This window comes from Microcoleus sp. CAWBG640 (genome assembly GCF_020883015.1).
Lineage (GTDB): Bacteria > Cyanobacteriota > Cyanobacteriia > Cyanobacteriales > Microcoleaceae > Microcoleus > Microcoleus anatoxicus.
Window position 1 is genome coordinate 52,961 of sequence record NZ_JAHRFC010000028.1, and the last position, 20,023, is coordinate 72,983.

General features: G+C 41.6%; 11 protein-coding genes. 3 read left to right on the top strand and 8 right to left on the bottom strand.

Features of this window, described 5'->3' with window-relative positions; all coding sequences use genetic code 11:
* Positions 1-91 precede the first annotated feature (91 nt).
* The 3 genes from AAFP11_RS15760 (at position 92) to AAFP11_RS15770 (ending at position 2,924) form a co-directional block, all read left to right on the top strand.
* Complete coding sequence (locus tag AAFP11_RS15760) at positions 92-1,027, top strand: GIY-YIG nuclease family protein (protein WP_341737927.1); 936 nt, start codon at positions 92-94, stop codon at positions 1,025-1,027.
* A gap of 432 nt (positions 1,028-1,459) precedes the next feature.
* Entirely contained in the window at positions 1,460-1,744 is a 285-nt protein-coding gene (locus AAFP11_RS15765) for a hypothetical protein (protein ID WP_341737928.1), read from the top strand.
* A 319-nt stretch (positions 1,745-2,063) separates the two neighbouring features.
* The gene (locus tag AAFP11_RS15770) at positions 2,064-2,924 is read left to right on the top strand and encodes a DUF1614 domain-containing protein (RefSeq protein ID WP_341737929.1); all 861 of its coding nucleotides are present in this window, start codon (positions 2,064-2,066) and stop codon (positions 2,922-2,924) included.
* Between the two features lie 424 nt (positions 2,925-3,348).
* On the opposite strand, the gene AAFP11_RS15775 is transcribed toward AAFP11_RS15770, so the two are convergent.
* From AAFP11_RS15775 to AAFP11_RS15810, 8 genes are all read right to left on the bottom strand, one after another.
* A complete protein-coding gene (locus AAFP11_RS15775; protein ID WP_341737930.1) occupies positions 3,349-7,530 on the bottom strand; it encodes a hypothetical protein in 4,182 nt (1,393 codons plus the stop codon).
* A gap of 138 nt (positions 7,531-7,668) precedes the next feature.
* A complete protein-coding gene (locus AAFP11_RS15780) occupies positions 7,669-9,213 on the bottom strand; it encodes a tetratricopeptide repeat protein (RefSeq protein WP_341737931.1) in 1,545 nt (514 codons plus the stop codon).
* Between the two features lie 134 nt (positions 9,214-9,347).
* Positions 9,348-11,192, bottom strand: coding sequence for a tetratricopeptide repeat protein (locus tag AAFP11_RS15785; RefSeq protein ID WP_341737932.1), 1,845 nt, complete (start codon positions 11,190-11,192; stop codon positions 9,348-9,350).
* 33 nt (positions 11,193-11,225) lie between these two features.
* Positions 11,226-12,869, bottom strand: a complete 1,644-nt coding sequence (locus AAFP11_RS15790; RefSeq protein WP_341737933.1) for a tetratricopeptide repeat protein — start codon at positions 12,867-12,869, stop codon at positions 11,226-11,228.
* Positions 12,862-14,799, bottom strand: coding sequence for a tetratricopeptide repeat protein (locus AAFP11_RS15795; RefSeq protein ID WP_341737934.1), 1,938 nt, complete (start codon positions 14,797-14,799; stop codon positions 12,862-12,864). Before AAFP11_RS15795 ends, AAFP11_RS15790 begins: the two co-directional genes overlap by 8 nt.
* 39 nt (positions 14,800-14,838) lie before the next feature.
* Positions 14,839-17,250, bottom strand: a complete 2,412-nt coding sequence (locus tag AAFP11_RS15800) for a tetratricopeptide repeat protein (protein WP_341737935.1) — start codon at positions 17,248-17,250, stop codon at positions 14,839-14,841.
* A complete protein-coding gene (locus AAFP11_RS15805) occupies positions 17,240-19,786 on the bottom strand; it encodes an SEFIR domain-containing protein (protein WP_341737936.1) in 2,547 nt (848 codons plus the stop codon). Before AAFP11_RS15805 ends, AAFP11_RS15800 begins: the two co-directional genes overlap by 11 nt.
* A gap of 39 nt (positions 19,787-19,825) precedes the next feature.
* A partial coding sequence (locus AAFP11_RS15810) for a hypothetical protein (protein WP_341737937.1) occupies positions 19,826-20,023 on the bottom strand: 198 nt, incomplete at its 5' end.

Sequence of the window (20,023 nt, forward strand, 5' to 3'; positions counted from 1 at the left end):
CCGAGGCAGAGGCTATTAACACGCAATATTGTTACAATCCTTCATCTAGCGGGTGCATCTTCAAACCTGCATTGAGGAGAATTGAAGGGCGATGTGGCTAAAATTTGGTGTTGCTCCCAGCGGTGAGTTGGCGGGCATCGATGATGTTGGGCGCGGAAAAACTAACCTCGCTTGCCTTTACTGCGGTGGCTCCCTCACAGCAAAAAAGGGCTCGGTGAAAGAACACCACTTCGCGCACACCGGGAAAACTTGCAAGCCGGTCTCGCTGCGGGTTAAAACCAAAGCTTTCCCCGCGCTGCCGCTCTACGATAACTTCACCATCGAACTCAAGGGTGATGAATTAGAACAATTAAAAGTGCTGTGGAAAGAGTACGGCGCACAGGGCTACGTCATTCCCAAAGACTTGGTGAACTTTCGGTGGGAGTTGAAAGGGTTGCTAGAGTCGGAGGGCGATCGCTCGTACCGGTTCACCAATCTCGGTAAAATCCCCGTCGGCGCTCTTCCCCTGGCGTTGTTCAACAAAGTCCAGGAACCCCTGCTGCTGTCGGAGTTAATGAAGTTAGAAGGCTCTGTAGAAATTGCTTTATCTGCGGGGTTATCTTGCTTGGAAGAACGGCGGGCTGATTTGCAGATTTATCGAGCGCAACTTCGTCGGATTCTGGTGAACTCGCTCTATTTTTTAGAGGTGAAAGCTGATGGCAACATTTTCTACAAAATTGGCGTCACTACCCGTCAGATTGAGCAGCGCATCACCGAAGTGCAGCGGGATGTAAGAGCACATTACTCGGATGTCGCTGTTAACCTGCTGGGATTGTGGGAACACCGGGGGAATGTTGAGCTGTATTTCAAACACCGATATCAACCTTTTAATTACCGGATTGGGAGACTGACCGAGTATTTTTGCTTTCCCGATGTCAAACCTATTTTGAATGATTTATATGAGATGGAACCCAAACTGCTGAGTGAGATTGAGGTGGGTGTACTCAATCGCGAACAATCAGATTCCGCTGGCAATCAGTCAACCTAGGCGAACGCACGGGCTTTGCAAACCTGTCCCGTAATTGAGTTAAGGGATTGTTCGAGCTGCTTGTCCCACCAAATCCAGAAAATCAGTCTTTGTTCGCTCGAAGCGATCGACACTCTCAAACTGTGATTTTTGCGTTGTGTTTAAGGCGAGCGGGGCATAATGTAGGGTTAGACCCCTCGTTCTGCCCCGATCGCTTCGAGCGTTTGAACGACACACTCAAACCATTGATTTTGCGTTGTGTTTTTAGTGTTCAGGGCATATTAGGGGGTGTGACTCCTCGCTGTACCCCGATCGCTTTCCAGAACGCTCGACACCCTCAAACTGCGATTTTTGCGTTATATATTTAGCGATGGGGCATAATGCCGGGTATGATCCCTCGTTGTATCCCGATCGCTTTGAAGAAGATTTAGAATAATCAGGGGAACAAATTCAATGGCAAAAAAAGCAAAAAAGCTCTGGCTTGCTTCTTCTCCCAAACAGTCTAAACCTACAGTTCCTGATAGTGAGAAACAATTAATCGAACAAAAATGTAATGAGTTAATTCAAACAGAATTTAAGCCCAAATATATCGAATCTCCACCCACAGACCATGATTTTAACTATCGAACGGATATCTTTGGCAAGTGTATCGCAACTATTTTTACTTCTGCTCAACGTATAACTGTCCGAGTCCGAGGGCGATTTCCCCGTCTTTTGAGTCTCGCTCCGTCCGTTTAGAATATGTAGGGCCAGATTGTTTTAATGTTGCCTACATGAGACATACGGGGCAATGGTGGGAAATTCTGCATGGTTTGTCTTTAGAAGAATGTTTATCGGAAATTAGAAACAATCCCCTGTTACATCCTTAAATGTTAACTAATTTCAAATCAAGCATTCTTTACCCAAAACTAAAGTGAATCTCAAATTATCAAAATCGCCCAACTAGATTTCCATTGTAAATATGATTTATGAATAAAAACGTCGGTCTAAATCCGTATTTTTAGCAGCATAAGAGCTTGAACAAAAGAATGTAACATCTACTATACTAATCTTGGCGATGTATTTCTTAAAGCAACAATTTATCCGCTGGTTTAACGATAATGTTTACGTCATTAGAGAAGGGCATTCGAGCTGGGTTTTTTATCCAAAATCAGGTCTAGGATGCCTTATATTTTTCCTACTTTTTGTGGTTTCCCTAATAATTAGTTTGGGAGTCACAAGTATTATGATTTTCAAAATCTATCCAATTGTGTTTTCAACCCTAATTACTCGACTGGGCATGGCCCCAGGGTTAGGTTTACCTCTCCTTATTGCATTTTTTTTGGGGTACTTTATCAATTTACCACTTTTTCTATTGACAGCAAAGTGCCAATCAAAACAGCAAGTCAGCTTTGAACTACTTCCGCTTTTATTGTTCAAGCGTTGCTTACCTTCATACAAAGCCCCATCTAAAATTTATGGTTATATTGGTTTAAATGTATCAGGAGGGTTGATTCCCATTATTTTGGCGCTTTACCAATTCCATCGCGTTCAACAAGAAGCAATTTTGATAGTAACGGCGGTCGTTGGGTTAATAAGTTACTTCTTAGTGACAATCATACCAGGAATAGCTATTGTTACTAAAACATCGAAGTTTTGGTTGATCACGATTGTTGCAGTTTTGTCAGCAATGGCATTGGTTGGTGACGGAGTGAATCGCTATGATGTGTCAGTTGCTTTTGCTGGGGGAGTATTGGGAACGACGATTGGAGCTGATTTACTACACCTAAAAGATGTTCGCCCCGAAATTGCTGCAACTCCCCTTAGTATCGGAGGTGCAGGATTGGATGATGGGATAGCGCAATGCGGTTTGTGCGCTTTAATAATAGCTGAATGGCTTCCTGCTACAATGGCTTGGTTATCTACTTATTTTCGGTAGATTCTTCTAGCATAATCGGCCATAATTTAGAGGAGTTGCAGCCGTAGGGCATACCGCCTATGACGCTTGCCTGCAAGTAAATTCGCTCTCCATCCCTGTGAAACAAGAATCCCTTCACATTAACGGCAGGGGTTTGTTAAATCGGGCGGTACATACCAGCCCCCGGTCAAAGACCACCAGCTTTCGCCGCATTGATTAAACCTGTAGAACTCTGTTATTCTGCTTTCTGCGGTAGCGGCGGATCTAAGTTCTAGTTTCGATGGGCGATCGCACTTTTCTAATTCCCACCGGATTTGACCGCTGCGATCGCCTTCGCCTAAAACTCCGGTATAAAAAGAGCGATTCAGAACTAATTAAATTTACATTGATTCAGGTTTGATACAGGGATTTTCAATAAACTCAATCAACTGATTTCCTAATTCCGTTATGTGATGAATGACTGCGAATTGAACCAGGCATTAATCACTCTTTGAACTTCTTGCTGTTGCAAAGGAATTACATGAAATCTTTCTTGAATAGCCCGTTCAAGTTCTTGGACCAAAATTGTTGCTGAACGTTTTTCTGTGAGTATCTTCAGCATCTCGAAAACTAAAGCATCACGAGGGTCAATCAACTGAGTATGTGTTATAACAACGTCAAGATAAAGTTGACGGAGAAAATCCGCTGCGACGGACACTGCATATTCCAGAGTAGTATTTTTATCAGCAAGTGCTTTTAACGCTGAAGCATAAATTGGCTGTAATTTCCATTCGGTGAGTCTGACTGCCTCCATCAAAATTTTAGCATCAATGATTGTGTATCTGTAACCCAGATTTGCAAGTCCTAGTGTTGCTTTACTGTAAAGAGATTCGTTAGTATTTTGCTGTATTAAACAGTATCTCAAAACAACTTGCGTCCAAACTCCCGGTACACTCGAATCTGCACCTGCATACCAGCGTAACCACTGATCGTCAGAATATAGAATACGTCCAGGCTCTCCAGCAATTAGCATTGTATCAATAAACACTGCATCTATCGACTCATATAGTTTGGTTCGCTCGTCATGGTTGATATCCAGTTTTCTCTGGCAAGGTAAAACAAAACAATTCTCTCTAACCCAATTAATAATTTGTCCAAAAAAAGTTTTTTCTCGAGCAATCTGTTCTGAAGTAACCTCTTGTTTGATACCTTGCCCATCCTCTACTCCAAAAGTTGTAAATCCCTCACCCTGTAAACCTTGTGCTGTGTCGAGCTTTGCTTGAAACAGGTCGATTGTTGACTGGGCAATTCCAAATTTTCCGAGAAGTCTCACAACATCATCTGCGACCCCTAAATGGTGAAGAGTAACTAATGAGATAGGATCGATAACGATAAGTCCACCCTTTTGAAGAGTGATTAAAGCATCTTCAAACTTCTCCTGTTGGTAGTTAGACCATGCATGAATGAAAGGTGACGATCCAAATGTCAAAATCTGCCAAAGTTCTATTGGATTGCGATTCACCAAAATAGCAACAGTACCAAGAGGAAACTTACCTGAAACATATTCAGATTTGATGAGATTAAAATCCTCTTGATATTGTTGTAATCCTTTAATAAACTGTTGCACCCAATTAGAAGAGGGACTATCTCCCTCCATTGGAACAGCAACCATCCTAAAATCCTTGATATTAATCTGATTTTCTAATACAGAGAAGCTTTGCTTACCTGCCGCACAGTATTTATCTGTGATAGCTAAAATTTTGAAAGCATTACGTCCGAAGTTATCTTCTACTAGAACAATTTCTTCTCCAATATTCTTACCAATCAAGTATTGATAAAGTAATTGGCTAGAATTAAGTTCATACTGGGTTAAATTTGCATCTGGTCGATCTTCAAGGATGTACCACTGGTCTTTACCAAAATTATTCCTCAAGAGAACTCCGCATCCATCTTTTACTGTCTCAAAATTCTGAATGCCCGATTGGATTTTGGTTGCCTCAAGATATGATATCTGATAGAAGGCATGAACTTGCCCATCGTTATAGAAACAATGCCTCATTTCATAAATCACTTCAAAAAAGCTATCGATCCGATCCCTAACTTTATAAAATTGAGCAAGTTTCTTAATGTTAGCTAATTTTAAAGTTTTAATACTTGGTCTTGAATCAAGAAATCGATCTAATTCCTCATATTTTCCTGTAGCATAGTGCACTGATGCCAATAGCAACTGCACTACTACATTATCGGGAAAAATATTGAGGTAATTCTCACAAATTTGCCTAGTAGCATCCATATTACCTATATCGCCATAGATAGAGGCAGCTATTTCGGAGAGAGTCGGTAGAACACCATATTTATCGAGAAGCTGTTGGCATAAATTCAGCGCATCTCTGTAGTTTCCTGCGAAATAGTGAGCTTGTACCAACTGGCGAGAAAGTGCAGTATTAAGGGTTTTATCAACAAAGTGCTCATAAACTTCGGCTGCATCCCGATAGTAACTCAATGAATAAAGAACATCAGCAAGAATAATTTGGGCATGAGTAGAACTTTTGGAAAAAAGAGCCGCTTTAGCTTGTTCAACTAACGCTGGAATATTTTCCTCTGAACCAATATACTTCTGCCACCGGATGTTTTGAATAAGTGTAAAAACGCTTTCTGGGTCTTCGTTGTTTACCTGTTGAAGTATGTCCTCTGCATTCTTGCGATCGTCACGTTCTAAGAACAGGTCAAACTTGAGGCGCTTAGCTTCCTGCTTGAGATATTCAGGACTGTCTGTTTGCAAAAACTGGTTCAATATGTCTTCCGCTTCCTTAACGCGCTTGAGAGCCATTAAGGAGCTAGCAGCTAACAACGATGCTTCTGGTGTTTCGGGAGAAAACAAAATTTGCTGCACATAGTTATAAACTTCTTCTTCGTTTCCTTTTTCATGGGCTAACAGAGCACGTTGTTTAATCAAGTAAGGCTCTTTGGGTTTTTTCCGAAGAGCAATTTCAATGTCACGAATTGCTTCATCATACTGACCTAGCAATCGTAGAGTTCCTGCTCTATTAACCAACGCTGTGAATTTTATGTGTGATAAATCATTTGGATTTACGTAGGTTCCTCCCAAAACTTCAGTGAAGAGGGAAACAGCCCGTTCCAAACTATGCTTTTGGGAATCTAATAGCTGACCAGCAGCAATGAGTGGATAGTTCTGAGTAATAGGTTCCATTAAAGCAACACCCAGAAAAGCTTTGACGCTATCCATACTGCTGCCATTGTTGTTATTAAGAGCAGCTTGCCACCATTCTTCTGCCTTTTCATATAGTCCGCGTTTCAGAGCTGCTTCTCCAACTGCTACCAAAACATCTGGGCATTCGTGGTACGCAGGAGGAATTTGTTCTAGCACTGACTCAATAGATTCTGTGACTGAAGCTATCCGAACGCGCAACGAGTATGCAAGGGCATTCGCTGGGTTTTTCTGCAATGCTTTCTCAATAAAATTCTCAGCCTTGGAATAGTCTTGCTGAAACACATAGCCCATTGCTGCTAGGGCTAATGCTGTGTCATCTTGTGGATTATATTGTCGTGCTTCCAGAAATTTTGCAGCAGCAGCATCGCTGCTTTCGTCAAGACCCAGCTTTGCCATGCCTAGATTCGTTAGAAGACGATACTTGAGTATGTCATCTAGTTGATACCATAGCTCCGCCTTCAGCGATTCTAGATATTGAACTGCCTGATTGAATTGGCCCTGTTTGATTAAGGTTTGTGCATAGTCAATGCGTTCATGACGTTCATCAATAAGGTTGCTTGAGCCACAAATCGCTGCTGCTTCAACTCGTTGTCCGATTTCAGCTAGCAGATCGTCAGAAGTTATGTCGTATAACACAACTCCTCGAACTCGTTCAGTGGTTCCTGCATAATCCGTTTTGTACTTGGCAAGAATCTCAAAAGTGAATGCAATTGCATTCTGCGAGCCAATGGCTCTAGAGTTTGTTTGAATTCCCCCGTCTGGATTATCATTAATCAGACGGCAGATACCGTGTACTGTTAATCCAAAAACGTTCTCGTTAGCAGCAACAGCTTTGAGAAAGCCGAATCCTAAATTCTCAACAGCAACAGCGTCGCCATAGTTAGAGCGTAAAAACTTTAAAAGATCCGCCCGTTCGCTGGCAACTTCTTTTTCTCCAGATGCAATCGGTGCGAGAATAACTGAAGAATCTTGATTGGATATTTCAGGAGGTAACCTATGCCGCCAGTCAGGTTTTCTCCGTGCCGCTTTTGCTCTTTCTTGAAGCTGATAGGATGGCTTCTGTGCCTCTGGTCGAGGTAAAAATTCATTTTCGGCTTTACCCGACTCGTAACCATAGACTTTGTTAGCAACTACAACATGACCCAGAGATACATCCTTAATGCCGGTAGCGCTGCTTACCAGAAAGATAACATCTGGCTTGAAATGACTGATTGCTCGCTCCGCTTCAGAAGCTGCACTGGTATTGCTGTTATCAATCTCGGCGATCGCGACTTCCCAGGTTTGTCCATTTGCAGAGAACTGTCCCAATTCATAGATTGTTCCTTGAGGATGCGTTTCTTCGGTAAGCTCTGTCAAATGAGTGCAAATAGTTTGGTAATCATCAGGACAAGAGGTTAGGATGACTGCACGAGGCATTGGTAAATACTTTTGTACCACTTGTGAATTCAAGTATGCTGTTATGTATGAAGTATTAATTATAACTAATTATTTAACAAAGTGGCGCTCGCCTTAGAGTTCTTCGCTACCAACATTCGCGAGCAAATGGTCTAAAAATCAATTCTCAAAAAGTAATTTTCTTAGCCCTGCTACTGCCTGTTCACCCCGCTCTTCTTGCTCAATGACGTGTAATTGCTCCTCTATTAACTCAGCATATTCGTCTATACCAATTTCCAGCGCTATTTTACTGAGAGTCATCATTGCTGTTTCTACTTCAGGAGATTGTATGCAGGCAAATATATACAAACTTCGCATCCCTAATAATGTGGCTAGATCGAACTTTTTGAGCAAGCGGTAGGCATCGCTTAAATTATGTATTGCTGCTCCTGCTGCCCATTTATCGCCAATCCCAGCGGCAATTCCTAAGCTTTGTTTGTGGTATTCAATTGCTGTCTCATATTGCTCTAAATAAGTATAAGTATTGCCTAAATTACTGAGTGCATATGACTCACCTTGTCTATCGCCTATGTTACGGGCGATCGCTAATCCTCGTTCGTAATATTTAATAGCTGTCTCGTATTGTTCCGTGGAATTACAAACTACACCTAAATTTCCCAATGCTGCCTTTTCTCCTTCCAAATATCCTATTTCGCGGGAAAGTTCTAGCTGCTGTTGATATAAATCCCAGGCTAAGGAGTTGTTCTGCAAAGCAAAATAGACATTGCCCAAACTGCCTAGCGTACTCGCTTCATTTCTTCTATTCCCCAATTGCATAGTAATTGATAAGCTACCCTGCATATTTTCGGCAGCTTTCTGGTAATCTCTTAAGAAGTAATAAACAATTCCCAAATTTTCAAGAGCATTAGCGATTCCTTTGCGATCGCCAATTTTGTAGACGATTTCTAACTGTTGTCGGTGATATTCACTAGCTGGCTCGTAATCTCCCTGTAATCGGTGGATAACACCAAGGTTTCCTAGAATTTTGGCTTGACCTTTTTCATGAGAAATAGTAATGGAAATAGCCAAGGCTTGTTGGTAAAGATCGATAGCTACTTGGTATTCTCCTAAAGAACCATAAATATTGCCTAGATTAGTCAGGGCAATTTCTTGAGATTCGGGTTCGGTGGCGATCGCTAACTGTTGTTGATGGCACTCAATAGCTTTCTGATAGTTGCCTAAAGCGCTATGTGCTAGACCTAAACTATTGAAACAAATATCATCAACTTCATCATTAAATTTTCCGAGTATTTGGCTGCACAGATTTATTTGTTCTCGGTAGTAGCCAAAATCACCGAGTTGATTATGCAGCGCTTCCTCTAAATAAATATTTTCAGAACTATTGATAGGATCTGTCGAATTTATAACAGGGACTCCTCTCCTAATTAAGTTAGCGGCTTTTTCCCAGGCATCAACGGCGCAAAGGTGGTGGAATGCTTCTAGACAGCCGCGTAATTGTTCTAAGGTAGGTGAATCTGGCTGAGGTTTGTATTTGGTTATCCAGTTAATGACGGCTCTGTATTGAGTACGTTTCCATTTTGGGGTAATAAGTTTTAACGTAGCTGGTTCAATACCAAGTTCAGCTAAAACAGACTCACCGGAAGGTATGCTACTAACTTCTTGTCTAGCCAGTTTTTCCTCATTTAACTCAGCTTTTTTATTCATGAATTCACCTAATTATTGGATTCATTATTCTGTGATATAACATACTAAATGAAGAAGTTGATTAAGATAATTAACGCTTTATTATACAATATAAAATAATATCAGATTCTTTTGGAAATGACCAACTGGGTTGACTAACTAGCATCAATCACGTCCGAATCTGTTTCAGCTAAGCAGGTTGCTATTTGTTCTGCAACGGAGTCGCCATCTAACTCTGCAATCTCAGCTAATGCTGCTTCAATATCCTGGACATCCAATTCTGTAGTTTGAATCAGCCTCCAGACTATGTTCACAGTATCTTGAGCATCCGGGAGTTGAAGGCGATCGAAAATAGCAAGGCTTCGTAAAATATGCAAGAGTGCTTGTTGCCAGTCTTGAATACGAGCATAACTCATGGCGAGGTTGTAGAGAGCATAGCCTACCGATTTTTGGGCACCAATTTCTTGGGAACGGATAAAACTTTGGTGAAAATAATCAATGCCTTTATCCACATCACCCAAAGCAGTGTAAGCACTTCCGATACTGATGAGAGCTTCGTTTTCGTTTTCAACATCTCCTGCTTTGCGGGCTAAATTGACACTGGCGTGGAAGTAGCCAATGGCTCGTGCAAACTGCTTTAGGCGAATGTAGCAGTTACCAATTGTGCCGAGGGCACCAACCTGGTTACGCAAATCGCCGATTCGACGAGCGATTTTAAAACCCTGTTTCAAACGCTGAATCGCAGTTTTATAGTGCTTTTTGTGAAAAGCAATGCTGCCTAGTCCAAGAATTGCTGTGGCTTCTGAACCAGAGTCGCCGATTTCTCGTCCCAGTTCTAATGCTGTTTGATAGAATTGCTCAGATTGCTCAATTTCTTGTAGGGCAATATGTGCTTTTCCCAGAGCTGCCAGTGCAGTCGTTTCAGTGCTCATATCTCCCAGACTTCGAGCGAGGTTGAGAGCCTTGTGGTGAAATGAGATTGCTTGATGATGTTCACCGATGCCATAATAAACATTGCCAATGCTGCCTAAAATAGTTCCTTCATTCACTCGATCGCCCAATTTTTTCGCAATATCGAGTGCTTCCTGCTGTTGATGCAGAGATTTTTCAGGATTTCCCTGCGTGAGAAAAACATCTCCTAAACCACTCAGCGCACGCATTTGTTCTCTTGGGTAAGAAAACTTTATTGCGAGTGCTAAAGCCTGCTGGTAATAGTCGATCGCTGTTTCATGGTTCCAGAGACAGCTATTGACAGCGCCTAGATTGTTGAGAGAGGTAATTTTACCCTTGGTATCTCCCATGCGATCGACAATCGACCAATTCTGTTGATAAAAATCAAGCGCCCGATCGTACTCGCTCTTTCTTAAATAAACGTCACCTAGATTGTTCAGTACAGGACTCTGAATGGAGTCATCTTGCTGGCTGCGAGCAATTTCTAAAGCTTCATTGAGAACTGAAGTGGCAGCCTGGTAATCCCCAAGACTGGTGTAGGTACTGCCGAGATTAGATAGGGTCATGCTTTGCAGTTTGATTTGACCGACTTTTTGGGATTCTTCCAGAGCAGTGTGATAGTAATCAATAGCTGTTTGAAATTGCCCAATCGTGTCGTAAGCATATCCTAAATCATTTAGTATGGAGATATTTCTTTTGTGATTTAGTTTACCTAGCAGCTTCTGATACAAATTAATTTGTTCAGAGTATGCACCCCAGGTTCCTAGAGCATCGTCTAGATCTTCATCTGTTAAACCAGCAACACGAATCATCAATACTCGATCGGCTTTTTCCCAGTCTTCTAGTTGGAAAAAGTGATAGCAGGTTTCGAGATATCCCCGCACCATCTCCAAATTGGAGCCGGAGGACGGAGGCTGGTATTTGGTTAGCCAATTGACTATCGCTCTGTATTGGGTGCGTTTCCAATGGGGTTTGATAGATTTAAGATCGGTTCGATCGATGCCAAGTTCTGCTAAAATTGAATCAGTAGAGGGTATTAGTCGATCCATTTTTTAGCACCTAATGAGAAGTTCTCTGTCAAATTACTCATAGCTGGACTCCAATTGTTGTTTTAATTCCATACACTCTTTTTTGAGAGGGATGTCTAACTCTGTCGCAATTGATAAGGCGCGATCGCAATACTCTATAGCCAGATTTTGTTGACCTAGCTTTTGATAAAGTTCAGCAAAATTTTTAAGAACATAAGCTGCTACCACAGGTTCACCAATTTCTTGAGTGATCTCCAGTGACGCTTGCAAAAAATGTTGAGCTTCTGAATATTTTTTAAGTTTGATTAAGGTGTTTCCTAAATTACACAATACGTGAGATTCACCCGATCTATCGCCGATTTCCTGTGCAATAGTCAAATACTGTTCATAGCACTCCATCGCTTTAGTATGTTCTCCCAGTTCATCATAAGCGTTACCTAGATTTCCAAGCGCAACTCCCTCTCTTTGGCGACTACCCATTTCCCTGGCAAGATTTAAAAACTGCTGGTGGTAATTGATAGCCTGGTGATATTTTCCTAAAGAATTATAACAACCACCTAAGTTACCGATAGCGACTCCCTCGCCTTGTCGATCGCCAATTTCCCTAGCAATAGCTAAGTATTGATTATAATAGTCAATGGCTTGGGTGTAATTGCCTAAAGAGTTGTAAATATTAGCAAGACCATTAAGAGCTACACCTTCTCCCTGACGATCTCCAATTTGGCGAACGATCGTCAAATGTTGTTGATGATATGCGATGGCTCGATCGTACTTCCCTAAAATCCGGTAGGTACTACCTAAATTTCCGAGTGCTGCACCTTCTCCAAGGCGATCGCCGATGGCTTGCATTATTCCTAAAAGCTGTTCGTGGTAGTCAATTGCTTGATGATAATTACCCAGCATATGACAGACATTTCCAAGATTTCCTAAAATTTTCCCTTCTGTTTGTCGATCGCCACTCTCTTGAGCTATTACCAAACCTTTTTGATACAATTCCATTGCCTCCTGATACCTACCTAGTGAATAGTAAGCAATGCCGAGGTTGACAAAAGTTTTTGCTTCTCCTTGGGTATCAGCAATTTTGCGGGCTAAAGTCAAGCTTTTCTGATAATATTCAATGGCTAACTCATAGTTCCCTAAAGCCATATAAATACTACCAAGGTTATTGAGGTTTATTTTTTGTATCTGCTCTTCATTGATTTCTTTAGATATAGCAAAACTCTGTTGATAAACATCAAGAGCAAGAGTATATTTTCCTAAAGCTTGGTATGACCGACCTATTCCAATTAATAAAATAGAATCTATCCAGCTTGAATCTAATCGACCTATCAGCTTACTATACAAGTTAACTTGTTCTTGATAATATCCCCATGTATGAAGTTGATTTTGGAACTCTTCCTTAGTCTGTGTATCGAGTTTAGTAGCTAAAATGGTCGAAGCTCGTAACCATTCTTCAACTTCGCAAAGATGATAAAAACTTTCTAATAAAGCCTTAACTTTTTCTAGATTTTTTGCTGATGGATTAGGCGTAAATTTTACGATCCAATTCAAAACTGCTCTGTAATGAGTTCGTTTCCAGATGGGATTAATAGATTTTAAATAGCTTGAATTAATCTTCAAGCTTTCTATTATCAAATTTCTGGGTGGTAAAATATCTACTTCAAGCTCTGTCTCAGCTAGATTACTCATATCATTCATAATTAGTAGTTGGTTTACTGTCGTCTAAGTTTTGATGACCTAACTTTTGATGAAGTTCTTTTAATCTATTCAAGGCTTCAACCTGAGCAGAATGATTCCCAATCTTTTTGAAAATCTTGATAGCTGCCTGTAGAGATTCTAGAGCTTCCGAGTAACGTTCCAGTTTGAGCAGACAAGCTCCTAAGTTACAAAGAGCAATACCTTCAACTTCAGGATCTCTAGTTTCTTTGGCGATGGATAAACACTGCTGATTGTAATCAATGGCTGTGCCATAGTCTCCCATATCCGCATAAACACTTGCCAAATTTCCTAGCGCTGCACCCTGAGTCCATAAGTCATTAATTTCTTCAGCAAGAGCTAAACACTGTTGATGATATTCTATACTTTGTGCGTAGTTGTTCAGGGCATAATAAGCATTACCAAGATTTCCGAGAGCTTCTGATTCTCCTTTTCTATCTCCAATTTCTTGGGCGATCGCCAAGCTTTGTTGCTGGTAATCAATTGCGCGTGTCAAGTCGCTGAGAGCATCGTAAGTATTGCCGATATTTCCCAAAGCTTGTCCTTCACCTTGTCTATCTCCTATTTCTCGTGCGATCTTCAACCGTTGCTGATGGTACTTAATTGCTTTTTGATGCTTCTCCAAATCATTGTAAACAACACCTAGGTTTCCTAAAGATGTAGCCTCCCCTTTTTTGTCTCCAATTTCTTTAGCTATGGTTAGGCTTTGCTTGTAGTAAGAAATTGCTCTTTGATATTTTCTTTGATATTTATAAATATTGCCTATACCTTCCAAAGCACTCGCTTCTCCCAAGCGGTCACCAATTTCTTGAGCTATTGCTAAACTCTGGGTGTGAAATTTTATTGCCTGATCATATTTTCCCAGAGCTTCGTAAGCATAACCTAAGTTCACTAATGCGCTGGCTTCTCCTGAACGTTCTCCAGTTTCTCGTGCAACTACCAAACTTATTTCTAGATACTCCATCGCTTTAGTATACGCTCCCAAAGCATCATAAGCTAGTGCCAAGTTACCAAAACAATCTCCTTCTGCTGACAAGTCTTCCCTCTTTTGTGCGATCACTAAACTTTGCAAATGACATTCAATGGCATTGCCATAGTCTGCCAAGTCATAATAAGCAAGTCCCAAATTCCCTAAAGCCTGTCCTGCCAAATAACTGTCACCTGTCTCTCGTGCAATTACTAAACTTTGCTCATAATTATCAATTGCCTGGGTATATTCTCCCAAAGCATGAGCAGTTAGTCCTAAATTTAACAGAGCTTGCCCAACTCCTGTACGATCGCCGATTTCCTTTGCGATCGTTAAATGCTGTTGCTGATACTCAATTGCTTTGGTATAATCTCCCAACTGAAAATAAATAGCCCCAATATTTTCCAAAGCTGAACCTTCTCCTTTGCGATCGCCAATCTCTCGATCGAGAGCCAAACTGCGATTGTGATACTCCAGCGCTTTAGCATAGTTTCCCAAAGCAATACAGGAATTACCTAGACCATTAACAATAATGCTGTTTGAGTTAGGTTCTAATCTGTCTAAAATTTTGTGATAAAGTTCAGCTCGTTGGCTGTGGTATCCCCAAATACTTAATTGATTGTGTAACTCATCTTGGGTGAAGGTAAGAAGTTGGATAAAAAGAATTTCGCTTGCTTCTTTCCAAGCTTCTACTTCACAAAGATGGTAAAATGCTTCCACTAAACCCTTAATTTTTTCAATGTTAGTAACATCAGATAGGGGGTTATATTTCATTAACCAGTTCACTACAGCCCTATATTTGTTGCGTTTCCAAGGTGGTTTGATAGTTTTGATAGCAGTTGGTTCGATACCCAACTGTGCCAGTATGGATTCACCGGAAGGTGTGATACGAAAGTTCTCTAAAGTTTCTTGGTCTTGCTCTTCTAACTCACTCTGTGTACTCATTATGTAACCTCAAGGGTTTTTATAATTTTTTTTATCTATTCAGTTAATCAATTTTTTTATTCCATTCATGGCAGTTTTTTGAGACAAGACATGATGCACCAGCGAAGCCGCGGCCGCGGCCGCTAAGGGTTGATGCTTTTTGTGTTTTTTTCCATCTCCCCAGTCGCAGATAGACTTCACTAAAATCCATGCTGTACCTACGCGCCCCGATGCTGCACAAAGCCCTGCCCCTTCCATTTCTCCTCCCACTGCTTGCGGAAACTTCTGAAATAGAGTGGCTTTAAAATCTGGATTGTCAACTAACTTTTCCCCGGACAGAATAGAGCCGACAATGAGGCTACAATATGAACCGTCTGGACGAGCAAACTGCCAATTTTGAACGTTTTCAAAACGATTCAGCAATATTGTGTTACTTGGTGGAATACTACCACGATGAATTATCTCTTCGCCAACACGCTGCTGTTCGTAAGAGATAATTTGTGATGCAACTAACACATCCCCTATCTTTTGCTTAGTCGGATCTTTACCAAAGGCGATACCAACCATGATAATTGCTTTGGGATTCCAGAGACGTTGAGCTTGTTCAGTTGCTAGAATAACAGACCCGTCACCGATTGCTCCAATCCTACATTTAGTAACGACAGTATTGTACGCGCCGAATCTTCCCAGATAGTAGGTTTCAGGTCCAGAGTAAACCAGTAAAACATTTTTCCTTCTGGGATAAGGTTTTAGTAGGTGTGTTACAGCTTTCAATTCGACATCTGTTGCGGTAATAATAACGGCATCAATTTCCTTTTTTAGTTGTTCGCATTTGCTTTCATCAATTTCTTGACTTTTAGGAAGGTTTGGAGAATACCAAGGCTGTGCCTCAATTCGATATTCTTGTTCCTGTTTAGAAGTTGGTAAATTTGAACGTAATTCACCCCCACCCAAGTGTGGGGTATCTCTTTGTAGTTGAGTTGTAAAAAACTTTAAAAGATTATTTTGTTCTTGAATTTGATTGATAAAAAACTCATTTAATGACTGAGATATATCCGCAGGTTTATCTTGCAATAAATCAGTCTTAAGCTTATGGCATACTTCTGCTAGGGGAGTTTTTAGTTTGTTGGTAATCATCAAAGCCTGCTCTACAAAATTAATGGCTTCAGGCCGATTACCTAAAGTTTGATAAACCTCTGCCAAAGTTTTTAGAACTCGTGCCTCTTCCATGGGATTTTCAATTTCTCTAAAAATTTCCAGCGCTTCGTGCAGTTTTTGTATAGATTCAGAAGATTGCTCTAACTCCCTATGAGTTATTCCCCAATTAGCTAAAGCTTCTGCTTCTCCCAGTCTGTCTCCAATATCACGAGCAATTATTAGAGATTTTTGATGATAGTCCATTGCAGATTCATATTCTCCTAAACTATGGTAAATAACTCCTATACTTCCCTGTGTTTTAGTCTTGCCTTTTGCATCTCCAATATCTAGGGCTATTTTTAGAGACTGCTGAGAATATTCAAGTGCGGTGAGGTAATCTTCGATCAAGTAGTAGGCAGTTCCCAGACTCCCTAGCGCATCTCCCTCACCAGCTATTTCGCCAATCTCTTTGGCAATTTCCAGTTCTTGATTGTAATATTCAATAGCTATTTGATACTGTCCGATAGCAGTTTGAATATTTCCCAGTTCAGCTAGAGCAATTCTTCTACCTCTTTTATGATCTACTTTTATAGCCATTTCTTGACTTTGCAGATAATATCTAGTAGCTTTTTGAAACTCCCCTATAAAGTTAAAGCTCTTTCCAATTCCAATTAGTGCTATTACTTCTATCCATCTATCTCCAATCTCTTGAGAAATCTTCAATTGTTGTTGATAATACTCTATTGCTTGGTTCCGATTTCCCATAGCCAGATAAGTATTGGCTAGGCCTCCAAAGGCAATTCCTTCTAGTCGAGGTGCTGAAATTGTCTGTGCAATATCTACACTCTGCAAATAGAAATGAGTTGCTTGATCGAGTTTTCCTAGGCCCAGATATGCGTCGCCCAAACCATTTAAACAAATTGCATCTGTAATGGGAGACACCTTCGATAAAACCATCTTATAAAGATTAATTTGTTCTTGATAACAACCCCAGGTATTCAGTTGATTATGTAATTCTTCTTTTGTAGGAGTATTGAGGCGAGTAGTAATAATCTTATATGCTTGTCCCCAAGCTTCTATTTCTGTAAGATGATAAACGGCTTCTAAATAACCTCTGACTTGCTCTAACTTGGTTGCTGATGGCAAAGGTTTGTACTTCAATAGCCAGTTGATAACGGCTCTGTAGTGAGTACGTTTCCAAATGGGCCTGATGGATTTGAGTGTTGCTTTATCAATACCAAGCTCTGCCAGTAAAGACTCTCCAGGAGGTGTAATGTCAATCCTCTGGTTAGTCTGTTTTTCTCGATTGTCGAACTCGCCAAGATTATTCGTCATTGTCATCCAATTGTTTTAAATGTTCAAGCGATACACCCCTGATTAAATTGTGCTCCCTGAGCAAACACCGATCACTTTCAACGACTTCTTCTACTAAATATCTGTCGCGCAACGCATCCAACGCTACCTGCTGTTCATATTTATCCCGATCCCAATCCTCCAGATGGGAGAGCCAAAAATCCTCTGGAACTGGACAGCGGTACACCGAAGCTTCGCACAACAATATATAGGCATAGCGAACATCTTTTTGCAACCGATTAAAAGTCTTTTCTAGCCGAACTCGCACATTCCTTCGCAAGTTGCGCGTGTATCGATGCAGGTTAAACTTATCATCCGCTGATGCTGTTATTCCTTTAGTCTTAGCTTTCTCGATCGCCTTCTCAACCTCTTCTACTTCACGTCCGTACTGATTCCAGTAAGCCAGAACATTACCATCAAAAGGTTTATTCCTAATTTCCCCAGCAATCACCCGCAACGCTAAAGGATGTCCCTCATAAGCACGTCCAATTCGCTCTAAATAAGGCTTACCTGTTGACTCTGTACCAACATCTAATCCTATTTTGTGGAACAATGCTAACCGTTCTGGTTCTTCCAGACCGCTCAGAGGTTGGCAATACCAAAAATTTTGATACCTCGTTCCTATTGTTGGGATTTGAGCGGGTAAATCTTGTGAAGTTAGGATGATACAGCTTTCACAAGAATCTGCGGCTAGCAAACTTTCAAAAAATCGCACCCACCAGTCATCTTTAAAATCACTCCATCCCTCTTCTTCATTCCCCTGTAGAATGTTTTCTAAAGAATCAAGTTGAACCAAATAGCGATTCTCTTTTAGATGTTTCACCAATCGATATAGCAGGCGCTGAGTATCTTTGCGGTCTTCCGGCGTAATCAGTTCGCCCCATTTCTCCAGCCACCTCGCCGCTACGCTAGCAAAATCATTAGATTGCTGTTCCTCCTCAAAATTCTGTTCGTGAAACTTACTCCAATCTTCCTCAAACCAGTCTGATAACTCGACTGCTAATCTTTCTCCTAAAGCCGTTTTACCAATCCCTGTAATTCCCACAAGTATTAGTAATCGACAAGAGGAGCGAATTCGAGAACTCAAATCCTGAATCAGACTTTCCCGACCAACCCAAGTATCATCAAGCGCAAAGAAGTTGAGTGGGCGAGAATTAGAGGCTGGTGAATCATCTGAAATAGCTGGAAAAACCTGTTTGCGATCGCGCGGGGCTAAAGTTTGTAATTTACCCAGATCCGGTTTGCGGGTTCTAGGTTGATTGGTCAGACGGCGGTAAAGCAGTTCATAGCCATCTGTGCTATTCAGCTTATAGTTAGTTGCAGCGCGTAAAGGGCTGGGAATAAAGTCAGTGTCCTGGGGAGTAAAAGTGACAGGGATGAACTTTGAGTTTTTCCCTTGAGCATCGTAGAGTTCTTGAATAATTACCCCACCCTCCCAGGTTGCGCCCTTATCCTTTCCCGCTTCTTCATGGCCCCGAAATCGCCGATCGTACTGGTCCGTACAGACAACCAACACAAAATCTGCCGCCTCAACCTGGTTCAGCATCCAGCGTTGCCATCCTTCAGGCGGCGAATCTTCGTACTGGTCAATATTGCAGTCAATACCATCGTCGCGAAAGCGATCGGCAAGTTGCAGAATCCGATCCTTGTGTTCTTGGGAGTCATGACTGTAGCTGATAAAAACTTTTGGAGGTGTAGAGTCAGAACTCATGATTTGAGCAGATTTAGGTAAAAGGAGTGGCAGAGTAGATTGTTGGGAAGATGCCTTAGCCGTCTCCTCAATCTGAAGCTTTGCCAGGATCTCAAAAGCAAACGCACTGGCATTCCGTGCAGCCATTTCCTGAGAACCACCCGCATCTGCTTCACTCTTACCATCAATCAGATCGGAAATCCCACGGATAACCAGTGCCGATACTTGGTGATTGGCATGAGCCGCTTGTAGCAAGCCCCGCCCCTCCATCTCGACAGCTACCGCATCACCATAATTCAACTGGATAAACTTAAAAACATTAGACTTGCTTGAAGCAATCACTTTTTCCCCGGCGGCAATTGGTGCAACGAATACGCGGGGGGTAGACTCCGGTGCAGATGTCAGCCTTTGCAGCCAGTCCGATTTTTTCGACTCAGCCCTCGCTCGCTGGATCAAGCTGTATGTAGATAGCCCTGAATCGGGTCTGAGTTGAAATTTCTGTTTTGCCTTGCCAGACTCGTAACCATAGACTTTCGTCGCGGCTACCACATCACCGATCGCAACATCCTTAATGCCTCCAGCAACTCCCACAAACAGTATGACACTGGGATTGAAATAGGCGATCGCCCTTTCCGCTTCCACTGCCGCCCCGGCATTACCAGCACCCACTTCCACAATCCCGACTTCCCATGACGTAGCGTTAGCAACAAATTTTCCGCGTTCGTAAATTGTGCCTTGGGGGTGCATTTCTTCTCGGAGGTCGGCTATATGGGTGCGAACAGCCATATACTCGACTGGGAGAGCGGTCAATATTACTGCACTAGGCATGATTGATCCTGGAAATAATCTAAATATCCACTATTTTAGCTATTCAATCAGGATTTTCCTAGAGTCGAAAAAATTTCTTTGACTTGCTGATGAATGGTTCTCATCAGTCACAATAGACATCTCCAATAATTCCAATCCCTTCCCCCGCTTGGTTTCGGGAGTTGAGCCCTTTAAGGGGCTCAACTCCCGAAACCAACGCTTTAATAAGGGTTTCAACGGTTGGTCAACAAGAACTAC

Coding starts and splice junctions, on each gene's coding strand:
- AAFP11_RS15760 (WP_341737927.1), top strand. CDS start 92: ATGTGGCTAAAATTTGGTGTTGCTCCCAGCGGTGAGTTGGCGGGCATC.
- AAFP11_RS15765 (WP_341737928.1), top strand. CDS start 1,460: ATGGCAAAAAAAGCAAAAAAGCTCTGGCTTGCTTCTTCTCCCAAACAG.
- AAFP11_RS15770 (WP_341737929.1), top strand. CDS start 2,064: ATGTATTTCTTAAAGCAACAATTTATCCGCTGGTTTAACGATAATGTT.
- AAFP11_RS15775 (WP_341737930.1), bottom strand. CDS start 7,530: ATGCCTCGTGCAGTCATCCTAACCTCTTGTCCTGATGATTACCAAACT.
- AAFP11_RS15780 (WP_341737931.1), bottom strand. CDS start 9,213: ATGAATAAAAAAGCTGAGTTAAATGAGGAAAAACTGGCTAGACAAGAA.
- AAFP11_RS15785 (WP_341737932.1), bottom strand. CDS start 11,192: ATGGATCGACTAATACCCTCTACTGATTCAATTTTAGCAGAACTTGGC.
- AAFP11_RS15790 (WP_341737933.1), bottom strand. CDS start 12,869: ATGAATGATATGAGTAATCTAGCTGAGACAGAGCTTGAAGTAGATATT.
- AAFP11_RS15795 (WP_341737934.1), bottom strand. CDS start 14,799: ATGAGTACACAGAGTGAGTTAGAAGAGCAAGACCAAGAAACTTTAGAG.
- AAFP11_RS15800 (WP_341737935.1), bottom strand. CDS start 17,250: ATGACGAATAATCTTGGCGAGTTCGACAATCGAGAAAAACAGACTAAC.
- AAFP11_RS15805 (WP_341737936.1), bottom strand. CDS start 19,786: ATGCCTAGTGCAGTAATATTGACCGCTCTCCCAGTCGAGTATATGGCT.